The sequence below is a fragment of the Priestia sp. MDV22-iso46 genome, assembly GCF_058629175.1.
The window spans coordinates 16,135-28,581 of record NZ_JBZVWT010000017.1; the positions used below are offsets into that span (position 1 = coordinate 16,135).

A 12,447-nucleotide genomic window follows, 5' to 3' on the forward strand; every position below is an offset into this window, starting at 1 on the left:
CACTCAGACTACATCATAACACTATGGCTTTCCGTTTGCAATAGAGCTTACTTATACTCTTTTTAATATCACGGTAATTTATGCATCATTTTTGAGATAACTTCCTCAAGCTTCATCCCTCGAGATGCTTTCACTAAAACCACATCTTCTCTTGTTGTAATCGCTGTTAATTTTTTAACAAGCTCATCTTTCTCCTCAAAGTGCATTACCTTATCTTCTGCAAAATTATTTTTTGCTCCTTGCTCAATTTCAACAGATAAGGGGCCGTATGTTAGAACATAATCAATTTTTTCTGCTTGAATAAACTCTCCCACTTCTTTGTGGAACTCTTTTTCCTGATCACCTAATTCAAGCATATCGCCGAGAACAAGAATTTTTTGCTTATAGCCTTCTAAATCATGCATCAACGTGATAGCAGCTTTAACGGACGTTGGGCTTGCATTATATGCGTCATTAATGAAGGTCAGGCCATCTGTTCTTTTCACGAGCTCCATACGCATATTGGTTAGCTTTAATTCTTTTAATCCCTTAGCGATTGTTTCATTGTCTAGTCCAAAATAATGACCTACCGCAATAGCAGAAAGCGCATTGTGAACATTATGTTTACCTAATACCGGGATAAAGAATGAATATGTTGTTTCACGTGAAACAGTGAATGTTGTGCCTAACTCTTCAGCTGAAATAGCACTTGGATACAAATCGTTTTGTTCTGAGCTGCCAAATGTCACCGTTTCAAATACTGGATTAACAACGCGCGACGTTAAAAGTGGCTCATCACCATTATAGACAAGCTGACCTGTTGGCGCTAAGCCGCTTGTAATTTCTAATTTTGCCTCTGCAATTCCATCACGGCTTCCTAAGTCTTGAAGGTGCGATTCTCCGATATTTGTAATAATGGCCACATCAGGCTCCGCTAAATTAGAAAGAAACTCAATTTCCCCTCGGCTGCTCATGCCCATTTCTAAAACTGCAATATCATGAGTTTCATCTAAACGCAAAATAGTAAGCGGCATGCCAATGTGATTATTAAAGTTTCCATCTGTTTTCAGCACACGGTAAGTTGTATCGAGCACAGCTTTCACCATGTCTTTTGCCGTTGTTTTTCCGTTACTTCCTGTAATGCCCACTACTTTAATATCTAACTCGTGACGATAAGATTTCGCTAATTGCTGAAGAGCTACTAGCGTATCATCGACTAAAATAACACTAATGTCTGTCGGTGGATTTTCTTCATCTTTGTTCCACAGTGTAGCGACCGCTCCGTTTTCAATTGCTTTATGAACAAATGTATGCCCGTTAAAACGTTCCCCTTTGATTGGGATATATAAATTACCTTGCTGAATGGTTCTCGTATCAATTGAGACTCCCTCAATTACAGCTGCTTCGTTCCCGCTATGAAATACACTTCCTGGAATCATTGTAGCTAGCTGTTTAAGCGTACGTTTAATCATTGTTGGTTTGCTCCTCTCGATATAAAGTAAACTATGGATAACATTAATTGAAACTAAACACAGAAACACTATTCATGATGAATAGTGTTGTGTGAGTTACATTGTGTGTTTAATTTGCTGCTTTTCGGTATGACGTTCAATTGCTAGTGATACAAGTTTTTCAATTAAATCTGGATATTCAACACCTGCGTGTTTCCACAATAACGGGAACATACTGAAAGGTGTAAAACCAGGCATCGTATTCACTTCATTAATAATGAATTTACCTTCTGATGTTAAGAAGAAATCTGCACGTACAAGACCAGATCCATCGATTGCTTTAAATGCTTTGATTGCTAGTGCTGACATTTCTTGATGCTGTTCTTCTGTAATTTCAGCTGGAATAATAAGACCTGTATCGCCGTCTTCATATTTGGCTTTGTAATCGTAAAACGCTTTTTTAGGTAAGATTTCTCCAACTACTGAACAAGCTGCTTCATCATTCCCTAACACACCAATTTCAACTTCACGACCAACTGCTGCTGCTTCTACAATGATTTTCCGATCGAATAAGAAAGCTTCAACAAATGCCGCTTCTAACTCTTCGCGGTTATCACATTTGCTAATCCCAACGCTTGAACCTAAGTTTGCTGGTTTAACAAAGCAAGGGTATCCAAGTGTTTCTACTTTTTCATAAGCAGCCGTTCGATCTGCTTCCCACTCGCGGCGGATAAATGATACGTACTCTACTTGAGGCAGACCTGCCTGTGCAAACAGCTGCTTCATTACAACTTTATCCATACCAGCTGCTGAAGCTAATACACCGTTTCCAACATAAGGAATATTCAATAATTCTAATAATCCTTGTACCGTACCATCTTCTCCATTTGGACCATGAAGAAGTGGGAAAATAACATCTAGCTGATCATCTGTTTTTGAATCTGTTAATGCAAACATTTCCGTATTCAATGAAACTGGTGAAATAGCAGTTCCGTTATCTTGAATTTCTAATTGAGCAACTGTTTCAAGCGGACCAGTCAGCTGTGTGCCGCGAATCCACTTTCCTGTTTCTGTAATGTAAATTGGATGCACTTCATATTTATCGTGGTTAATTGCTTTTGAAACTGCTAGAGCTGTTTGTAAAGATACTTTATGTTCAGCGGATTTTCCTCCGTATAAAAGGCCAAGCTTAATTTTCACTGATGTTCCTCCTAACACATATTCATCTTTTCTATTTTATCATGCACGTTTAGATAGTAAACAGAAATATTAACTATTATTACGTATGTCAAAATAGCTAGGCTTGTGAAAGAAATTCCATCGCCTACCTTTATTATTTAGAATCATCTTTTCCTTTGGCCCATTTATTTTTGAAAAAACTTTCTTGATTTTAAATCTTTTTTAAAAGTTTATTTGTAAAGTTTATTTATGCTAAAGACAACCATCAATAATCGAAACTATAGTTCTGGTACAAAACAGGAGGTTCAACAAACATGAGTAAAATGGGAAAGAAGATGATTGCTGCATGCAGCGTAGCCATTGGAAGTATTTATGCAACTGGTTATATAAACACTCTATCTGATGCACAAGCTGTTCAAGTCACACCTGCTCATCATCAGAAGAAAACGACAGATCAGACAGACAATCAAACGATTGTCAATGACAACTGGGGAGAAGATATTGCTTCATCTAATGAGAACAATTCATCAGCGAGTGCCGAAAGTTCTGCTCCTAAAACAAAATACAAAGATGGAACGTATTCTGGCCAAGGAAGCAACCGTATCGGAACGGTCTACGTATCCGTGACCATTAAAAACGACCGAATTGATACCGTTGAAATTACAGAAGCGGATACTCACTATTCGGAAAGTTACATTGAGGGCCTTCCGACTCAAGTCGTACAAAGACAAAGCTCAGATGTCGACGTCGTGAGCGGAGCAACGCTTAGTACAGAAGATTTTCAAAATGCCGTGGACGACGCACTTCAGCAAGCAATGAATGCATAAAGGAGAAACGAATGATGTCCATAAAAACGTATAGCCGCTCTGTCTTATGTATGGGAACAACCGTGTCCATTCAAGTAATTGCTCCGCAATCAGATGAGGCAAATGTCCTTCACCACATCTCAAAGGCATTTACTATTTTTAAAACCGTTGAAACGACGTGCAGTCGATTTGATGCCAAAAGCGAAGTTATGAAACTAATTAGACATGTCAAAGAACCCGTTTCTGTTAGTCCTCTATTATTTGAAGCCCTTCATTTCGCTGTCTTAGTAGCAAATGAAACAAATGGAATCTTTGACCCAACGGTAGGAAAACAATTAGAAAACCGCGGTTTTAACGAACACTACTTATATGGAAAGCCCGTACAAGTGGACGAAGCAGTCGATTCTGGAAGTTATAAAGATATCGTATTGGATACACATAAAAAAACGGTTTGTTTACAAAAACCGATGATTATAGATCTTGGAGCGGTCGCCAAAGGGTTGGCGATTGATTTGGCTACCCGCTCCCTTCCTTATCAGCATTTTATGATTAATGCAGGAGGAGACATCCTAGTTAAAGGACGCAATCAACACGGAGAGTTATGGAAAGTCGGGATTCAGCACCCTGGAATTCAAACGCAGTCATTACTGACTTTACGTGTAACAGATACGGCTGTCTGCACATCAGGAAATTATGCTAGAAAAAATAAGACGCAACCATTCATGCATCATTTGGTTAATCCCTTATCTCCATCCACTGGAAGCAGTCTACTGAGTTGTACAGCTATTTCTCCTTCTGCCATGCTGGCCGATGCATTATCTACGTCAGCTTTTATTTTAGGAGCGGAAAAAGGAATAAATTTATTGAATGATGCCGACATAGGCGGCGTACTCTTCGATTCTAGTTTCACTCCTTTTTTTACATCAGATATGGAGGAATTAATGAATTATGACCACACGTTCTGAACGAAGAAGCGGTGTTAAATATATTAGTACACCAAAAGGTTATATTATTGTAGATGAAAACAAACCAAAAGAAATAAGCCCTTGGGCGCAGCTAGTTAAAACACCAAAAAGATACGTGATGGCTATGCTGCTGCTTTTAACCTTATTAGGTGAATTCAACTCTTCTGCCTTTCAAGGATTAGGACACCTACTGCTTGCCGTATGCTCGGCAGCCGCCTTAGATTTAGGATTTTCTTTTGCCTATAAAAAGAAAATTCAGCTTCCTGACGGCGGAATTATTACTGGATTAATTATTGCCTTAGTGCTCAGCACCTCCACACCTGCTTGGGTCACATTTTGCACTGTAGCTGTTGCGATTTTATCGAAGCACTTAGTAAAAGTAAAAAAGAAGCCTATTTTTAACCCTGCCGCTTTTGGTCTTCTCTTTTCACTTATTGTCTTTTCAAACGGCCAAAGCTGGTGGGGAAGCTTATCTTTACTACCCGTATGGCTCATTGTATTCGTGTTTGTGACGGGGTACCTTGTGACCAGCAAGGTAAATAAATTCCCTCAAGTATTTGCTTTTTTGGGCGTGTATTTTGCTATTTTTACGATTATGTCATTAATAGGAGTAGGCGATGTAGCGGATGCTTTACGAGCTCCTTTTGTCAATTCCGCTTTATTTTTAGCCTTCTTCATGGTGGCTGATCCGCCAACTTCTCCTGCCAAGTATAAAGACCAAATAAAATTCGGACTGCTTGCGGGGGCGATTAGCGCTGTAGATTACTTAGTTTTTGGCGGCCTTGCCTATTTATTAATTGGCCTGTTACTTGCTAATGCATGGAAAGCGTGGAAGACTGCCAACAAAAAAGTGATGAAAAAAGCTGCCTGATAATAGGCAGCTTTTTTCATAGCGGAATTTTCACATGAAATTCCGTACCCACGTTTTTTTGGCTAAAAACCTTAATTTCTCCGTCATGAGCTTGTACAATCCATTTGGCAATCGCGAGACCTAAACCTGACCCTCCTTCGGCACGTGCTCGGCTCTTATCACTTCGATAAAAGCGATCAAACACATAAGGAAGATCTTTCGCTTCAATTCCAACGCCTGTGTCCCTAACGATTAACGTCATAGAGTGATGGTGTTTCTTTAGACAGATGTGAATGCTTTCTCCAGATGGGGTGTATTTAAAAGCGTTATCTAATAAAATCATACATAGCTGATGAAGTCTTTCTTGATCTCCTCCGCACATTAACGATTCAATTTCCCTTGTGAAGTGTAGCCCCTTTAGTTCAAATATGGGCTCAAATTGATTAGCTACTTTATCAACCAGCTCGCCCATATTAAAGACCGTTTTGTTTAGCAGCTGCGCATTTGAATCAGATCTAGCCAGTGTTAGTAAGTTACCCACCAGCTTCGTCATCCGCTTCACTTCGTTTAAGCTTTGATAAATATTTTCGCTTTCTTGCTCGATCGTATGATTTGGTCGTCTAAACAATAGCTCGAGATGCGTTTGCATCACGGAAAGAGGCGTTCTTAACTCATGGGAAGCATCTGCAATAAATTCGACCTGTTTGTTCCACGACTTTTGTATAGGTACAAGCGCTCGATTAGCTAAAAACAAGCCAGCTACAAGCGAAAGAAGCAGTCCAATAAACGCTGAAATGATAAGAAGAAAAGCAAGGTGCTCTAAGGTTTGAGTTTCTGGATCTACGTTTAAGACAAGTTGAATCGTTGAAACGTCTTGGTCTTTTATATATCCTTCGTTTTTCACATTCATCACTCGATAAGCATGACCGTTTACCTCTTGCGACGTTTGGGTTTTTCCTTCTGAGAGCGCAGGCTTAAAGTCGTCAATATCGTTTGTATATAAACCTTTTTTAGGTGTGATTTTGATTAGTTTTTTATCACTGCTCCAAAGTAAAAACGCAACGCGTCTTTCTGTTTCTCTCTCATTGTTTTCCTGAATTTCATGTAAGTTTCTTTTTTTAACTTGCTCGCTCATCTCACTTAACCGATTGTCTGGATTTAAAAAAATAACATGCTGCATATAAACATATAAAACTAAACTAAAAATGCTCAAAATAACCATCAGCACGATTGTGTTAAATAACACAAGCCTGATTCTCGTCTTTTTAAACATGCTCTTCCCCTTTTAACATAAAGCCTACGCCTCTCACTGTACGTACATAACCGTCACAATTAAAAGGCTGAAGCTTCTTTCTTAAATGGTGAACATAGACATCTACTACACCCACTCCTACGTCAGATGTAAATCCCCATACCCGATTAAAAATTTGATCTCGAATAAGGATTTGTTCTTTATTTCGAATAAAGTATTCCAAAAGCTGAAATTCTTTAATCGTTAACGTTAGGGCACTCCCATTTATCATAACTTCATGATTGGCTTCTCGTATAGAAATGGGACCATATGAAATCATGCCTTCTTCTGCCTGCAAGTCTCTGAGCATCACCCTTAACCTTGCAAAAAGTTCAGCCATAGCAAAAGGCTTAACCAAATAATCATCAGCTCCATAATCGAGCCCTTTCACTCGATCTTCTACACTATCTTTTGCAGTGAGAAAAATAACTTTCGTCAGCACCTTTTGTTTTCTTAGCTTTTTTAGTATGTCAAGCCCTGTCATACCCGGCAGCATAATATCTAAAATCAAGGCATCATAAATATTCTGCTCTGCTAAAAACAAACCTTCATCTCCTTCAGACGCACAATCAACTTCATATCCTTCTTCTTTTAAGCCTTCTACGATACCGTGTAATAATGAAGCATCATCTTCTACCACAAGTACACGCATATCAAACTCCCCCTTTTGTGAGTACCTAAGTAAGCATTATCTTAGCATGTCACTTTTAAAAATATTTTAAAACTAGCGTGTTATCATCTCTTATACTTTATAAAAAAAGTTATGCCTGCAAGCAGACATAACTTTTAACTAAACGCTATTTATGATCCGGACGTCGGTAAATGAACACCGCTTCTTTTGGCAGTTTACCAAACAAAAAGCTAGCAAACGGTAAAAGACGATGACATCCCCAAATGATGAGGTAACAGCCCGCTAATGTTAGAATATAGCGTGCCAAGATTTCAAAGTGAAACATGTAGTTGCCTTGTATTGGTACTGCTTTTGCCACAAAGTTTAAAACCATTGGGTGAATCAAGTAAAATCCAAACGAGTACATGGCAATATTTTTAACAATCGTCACAGACTTCACAGAAAGCTTTTCAGCTAATATCTCTGCAATTCGGAAGAAGAAGTAACTTCCAGCGACCAAATAAAGCGTATTAACAGCCTCATACGTAAAGCCTGAAATTTGGATTGTCTTCATTGTGTACAAGTGATAATTTAACAGTGAAATAGCTATTCCCGATCCGAGCGTCACTAGAAATAATACAATATTCGAACGACTGTACTTTTTATCCACTTGCTCACGATAATAAATGCCAATCCAACCGCCGAGTAAAAACGTAGCCATTGTATTTAAAAATAAATTAAATGAAGTGATATGATACGTATTGTTAAGCATTAAATAACCAAGCTGAATGATAATGCCAAACAGCCACATGTATTTTTTAAAAATGGTTACTTTTTGTGCTAGCCATACAAAAACAGGCAGCACGAGATAAACTTGTACAATTAAAAAGATAAAATGAAGCTGATAGTAGGACTCTCCGCGTAAAATACGTTTCACAATATCAGCTGCATTTAATTCTGTTGCTCCTACATAGTACGAATAAAATTCATAAATAAGTGCCCAAATAATATAGGGAACCAAAATATATGTCACTCTTCGAGCATAATACGTTTTCCATAAAGTCTTTGTTAAAGGCTTGTTAATATAACTATAAAAGAAAACCAAACCTGTGATCACAATAAAGATCCCTGCTTCAATTCGAACAATTCGGTTAAGAAAATGATATTTCTGATAAGCTTCGCTTGCAAATGGCAGTACCGTTGCATATGCTGCTGTTACATGTACGAGCACAACCATCATCATAGCGAATAATCGTAAAAAATAAATGGATTGAATATGCTGCTTTTGTTTTTGCTTCACTTTTTCTCTCCTATATAATGTGAAATATAAATTCTAGATGAATAATAGAACATTCAATTTTTTCTTATCTTTCCCGTTTTACAAATAAAAAAGCTAATAACATAAAATAAATGTTATTAGCTTTACTCGTTTGTATTTTATCTTTCCTCTTTCTATCACGCAACTGAATTTACAAAAACAATAAAGAACTTAAGTATAAAGACCTAATTAAGTTCCTTTTATTTACGGTGCATTTTAAATTCTAAAAATAATTCATTGTAATAAGCAAGCATTCGTTTGCCTAAGTTATTATATACTTCAAGCTTTTTTGTTAGTTCTTCCTCTGGATAAAAACGTTCATCTTCCGCTACTTCTTTTGGCAAATAATCTAACGCTTGTTTATTAGGCGTAGAATACCCTACATATTCCGCGTTTTGAGCAGCGTGTTTAGGATCTAACATAAAATTCATGAATTTATGTGCGCCTTCTACGTTTTTAGCCGTTTTGGGAATAACCATGTTATCAAACCATAAATTTGAACCTTCTTCTGGAACAACGTAATTCAGCTTATCGTTTTCACTCATAATTTCAGAAGCATCGCCTGACCAAACAACGCCAATTGCCGCTTCTTCATTTGCTAGGAGCATCTTAATCTCGTCTCCTACAATGGCTTTAACATTTGGTGTTAATGTATCAAGCTTTCTTTTTGCTTCTTGAAGATGGGCTTTATTCGTATCATTTAATGAATAATTTAAGCTGTTTAGCCCCATTCCCATCACTTCTCTAGCGCCATCTGCAAGTAAAATTTGATTTTTCAGCTTAGGATCCCATAAATCATCCCAACTTTTTATCTTCTTACCATGAATCATATCAGAGTTATACACAATACCCACAGTTCCCCAAAAATAAGGAATAGAGTACTTATTGCCAGGATCAAAGGATAAGTCTAAAAAACGCGGATTAATGTATTTTAGATTAGGCAGCTTCGAATGATCAATTGGCAATAGTAAATTTTCTTCACGCATCTTGCTAATCGCGTACTCAGAAGGCACAGCAATATCAAATGTCGTACCGCCTTGTTCAATTTTGGTCATCATTGCTTCATTCGAATCAAAAGTCTGATAAATGACTTTAATTCCGGTTTCTTTTTCAAACTGATTCACTAAATCAGGATCAATATAATCTCCCCAATTATAGACAGTCAGCGTATCTCCTCCAGAGTATCCTTCGGCATTGTTCAAATGATGAACCACATACATAAGAACGAAAGAAAGGATGACGATGAAGATAAACGGCTTTGCTAATTGCTTCATTTTCCAGTCGCCACCCCTTTCACTTTATTGCTATATCGCTGACTGATAAAGTAATAACCAATTACAATCAGCACGGTAAACATGAAAATAAGAGTAGAAAGAGCATTGATTTTCAGCGAGACCCCTCTTCTTGCTAACGAGTAAATTTCTACTGAAAGCGTGGAAAAACCGTTCCCGGTCACAAAGAACGTAACCGCAAAGTCATCCAAAGAGTAAGTTAAAGCCATAAAAAAGCCTGCAAAGATACCAGGACGAATAAATGGCAATACCACTTTCGAAAGTACTTCAAAGCGGCTTGCTCCCAAATCACGGGCTGCATCGAGCAGTGTCGGACTCATTTCCTGCAGCTTAGGCAGAACCATGATGACCACAATCGGTACACTGAATGCAATATGCGCTAATAATACCGATATAAATCCGAGCTTTACACCGATAATGGTAAATAGAATTAAAAAAGATGCTCCAATAATAACATCTGGACTCACAATTAACACATTATTAAATGTTAACAGCGTATTTTGAACACGTCTGCGCTTCACGTATACGATAGCAAGTGCCCCTATCACGCCAATAATAGTTGAAATAACCGAAGACAATAGAGCAATAATAAGGGTATTCAAGACAATAATAAGCAAACGTGTGTCTTGAAACACTTCTTTGTACCAATCTAACGTAAACCCTTCAAATTCACGCATGTTCCCTCCGCTGTTAAAAGAGTAATACATTAAATAAAAAATGGGCGCGTATAAAATGAAAAACACAAAAAATAAATAAAGGTGGCTGAACTTCCACTTTCTCTTCATTTTACACACCTCTCTTTCCAGTGCCTGTTATGAGCATCATAACGGCCATCGCAATAATTAAAAAGACGGCTATTGTGGCGCCCATGCCCCAATCCTGCGTCACTAAAAAATGTTGTTCAATCGCTGTTCCCAGTGTAATGACGCGGTTTCCAGCAATTAAACGCGTAATCATAAAGAGTGATAGTGCTGGAATAAAAACAGCCTGACAACCTGATTTAACCCCTTCTAGCGTTAGCGGAAATACCACGCGCTTAAATGTCACCCATGAAGATGCCCCCAAGTCTCGCGAAGCGTAGATAAGCGAGGGATTAAGTTCTTCTAAAGAGTTAAAGATCGGCAAAATCATAAAGGGGATAAAAATATACACCGATACAAATACAAAACTAAAGTCAGTAAATAAAATTTGATGAGTACCAAGTCCCAGAAATTCAGTAAACTTATTAACCGTACCATACGTGCCAAATATACCTAAAAAAGCATAAGCTTTTAATAATAGGTTAATCCACGTCGGTAAAATAATCAGTAGAAGCCAAAGCTGCTTGTGCTTAAGCTTCGTTAGTAAATAAGCTGTAGGATAAGAAAAAACCAATGAAAATAACGTAATTAAAAAAGCATACCAAAATGAACTCAGTGTCATCTGTAAATAAACTGGGGTAAAAAATTTCTTATAGTTTTCAAGCGTCAGCTCATTATCGATGCTGAAAAAAGAATAATAGACAACTAATACAATGGGAGCAACTACAAAAAGCAAAATCCATAACACGTAAGGGACTAAGTAAATATTTCTTGATTTAGTTTGCATCGTAATCCTCTTCATAACCTTCGAGTCGCTTATCGAATTCTTCTTCCGTTTCATTAAATCGCATAACATGAATAGCTTCAGGTTCAAAATATAAACCAATTTCTTCGCCAACCGTTGCCTTTTTCGTAGAGTGAACGAGCCACTCATTCCCTGCATGGTCATAGCCTAAAATTTCATAATGGACTCCTCTGAACAGCTGTGAATCTACACGAACCTGCAGCTTTCCTTGATCGGAGCTTGTAATGGCTAAATCTTCAGGACGAATCACAATTTCAACCTGCTCATTTTGGTTTAATCCTTGATCAACACATTCAAATTGCTGGCCGCCAAACTCCACTAAAAAGTCAGCAATCATTTTACCTGGTACAATATTTGATTCACCAATAAAATCGGCAACAAAACGATTAATTGGCTCATCATAAATATCTGTAGGTTCCCCGCTCTGCTGAATTCTTCCTTTATTCAAAACAAAGATTTCATCGGACATCGCAAGCGCTTCTTCTTGATCGTGCGTAACAAAAATGAACGTAATACCTAGACGACGCTGTAATTCTCTTAACTCGTATTGCATTTCCGTACGCAATTTTAGATCAAGAGCTGAAAGCGGCTCGTCCAGCAAAATGACTTCGGGCTGATTTACAATTGCTCGTGCAATTGCTACGCGCTGTCTTTGGCCGCCCGACATTTCCTTTATTTCTCTGTTTTCATATCCTTCTAAGTTAACAAAACGAAGGGCTTCTTTAACTTTTATTGTAATATCAGCATTTTTCATCTTCTTGATTCGAAGACCAAATGCTACATTTTCAAATACATTCAAATGGGGGAAAAGCGCGTAGTCTTGAAAAACCGTATTAACCTGACGTTTGTTAGCCGGAACATCATTAATTCTTTTCCCATTAAAATAAATCGTTCCGCTTGAGGCTTCCGTAAAGCCTGCAATTAATCGTAAAATCGTTGTCTTTCCACATCCCGATGGACCTAAGAGGGTATAAAATTTCCCTTTTTCAATTTCAAAGCTTACATGATCCAATACAACTGAATCATTATCATATTGCTTGGTCACATTTTCAAATTGAATAATTGTATTCGTAGATGTCATTTCACTTCACCTCTTTTGTT

General features: G+C 37.8%; 12 protein-coding genes. 3 read left to right on the forward strand and 9 right to left on the reverse strand.

Translation table 11 applies throughout. The features are described from left to right. Positions 1-68 precede the first annotated feature (68 nt). Positions 69-1,451 (reverse strand): UDP-N-acetylmuramoyl-tripeptide--D-alanyl-D-alanine ligase, encoded by a 1,383-nt coding sequence (locus tag AC4NPH_RS29555; protein WP_057274102.1) that lies wholly within the window; start codon positions 1,449-1,451, stop codon positions 69-71. Positions 1,452-1,547: 96 nt separating this feature from the next. Beyond that, entirely contained in the window at positions 1,548-2,630 is a 1,083-nt protein-coding gene (locus AC4NPH_RS29560) for a D-alanine--D-alanine ligase (protein WP_013054995.1), read from the reverse strand. Positions 2,631-2,923: 293 nt separating this feature from the next. Between AC4NPH_RS29560 and AC4NPH_RS29565 the strand changes: the two genes are divergently transcribed. The 3 genes from AC4NPH_RS29565 to AC4NPH_RS29575 are packed head-to-tail and all read left to right on the forward strand — an operon-like array spanning position 2,924 to position 5,251. Further along, positions 2,924-3,436, forward strand: a complete 513-nt coding sequence (locus AC4NPH_RS29565; protein WP_308334669.1) for an FMN-binding protein — start codon at positions 2,924-2,926, stop codon at positions 3,434-3,436. Positions 3,437-3,447: 11 nt separating this feature from the next. Next, positions 3,448-4,380 carry an FAD:protein FMN transferase gene (locus AC4NPH_RS29570; RefSeq protein WP_308334670.1) on the forward strand — a complete coding sequence of 311 codons (933 nt, stop codon included), beginning with the start codon at positions 3,448-3,450 and terminating at the stop codon, positions 4,378-4,380. Then, on the forward strand, positions 4,364-5,251 hold the full coding sequence (locus AC4NPH_RS29575) for an RnfABCDGE type electron transport complex subunit D (protein WP_192101323.1): 888 nt from the start codon (positions 4,364-4,366) through the stop codon (positions 5,249-5,251). Before AC4NPH_RS29570 ends, AC4NPH_RS29575 begins: the two co-directional genes overlap by 17 nt. Before the next feature lie 16 nt (positions 5,252-5,267). Here AC4NPH_RS29575 and AC4NPH_RS29580 read toward each other — a convergent pair whose 3' ends face one another. From AC4NPH_RS29580 to AC4NPH_RS29610, 7 genes are all read right to left on the reverse strand, one after another. Continuing rightward, positions 5,268-6,503, reverse strand: coding sequence for a sensor histidine kinase (locus AC4NPH_RS29580; RefSeq protein ID WP_308334671.1), 1,236 nt, complete (start codon positions 6,501-6,503; stop codon positions 5,268-5,270). Next, positions 6,496-7,173 carry a response regulator transcription factor gene (locus tag AC4NPH_RS29585; RefSeq protein WP_013054991.1) on the reverse strand — a complete coding sequence of 226 codons (678 nt, stop codon included), beginning with the start codon at positions 7,171-7,173 and terminating at the stop codon, positions 6,496-6,498. Before AC4NPH_RS29585 ends, AC4NPH_RS29580 begins: the two co-directional genes overlap by 8 nt. A gap of 145 nt (positions 7,174-7,318) precedes the next feature. After that, positions 7,319-8,431, reverse strand: a complete 1,113-nt coding sequence (locus AC4NPH_RS29590) for an acyltransferase (protein WP_057274105.1) — start codon at positions 8,429-8,431, stop codon at positions 7,319-7,321. Positions 8,432-8,649: 218 nt separating this feature from the next. Further along, positions 8,650-9,723 (reverse strand): ABC transporter substrate-binding protein, encoded by a 1,074-nt coding sequence (locus AC4NPH_RS29595; protein WP_029325470.1) that lies wholly within the window; start codon positions 9,721-9,723, stop codon positions 8,650-8,652. Then, on the reverse strand, positions 9,720-10,526 hold the full coding sequence (locus tag AC4NPH_RS29600; RefSeq protein WP_013054988.1) for an ABC transporter permease: 807 nt from the start codon (positions 10,524-10,526) through the stop codon (positions 9,720-9,722). The genes AC4NPH_RS29595 and AC4NPH_RS29600 overlap by 4 nt, the downstream gene beginning before the upstream one ends. Before the next feature lies 1 nt (position 10,527). Then, on the reverse strand, positions 10,528-11,328 hold the full coding sequence (locus AC4NPH_RS29605) for an ABC transporter permease (protein WP_013054987.1): 801 nt from the start codon (positions 11,326-11,328) through the stop codon (positions 10,528-10,530). After that, positions 11,318-12,427 carry an ABC transporter ATP-binding protein gene (locus AC4NPH_RS29610; protein WP_025601794.1) on the reverse strand — a complete coding sequence of 370 codons (1,110 nt, stop codon included), beginning with the start codon at positions 12,425-12,427 and terminating at the stop codon, positions 11,318-11,320. The genes AC4NPH_RS29605 and AC4NPH_RS29610 overlap by 11 nt, the downstream gene beginning before the upstream one ends. Positions 12,428-12,447 lie beyond the last annotated feature (20 nt).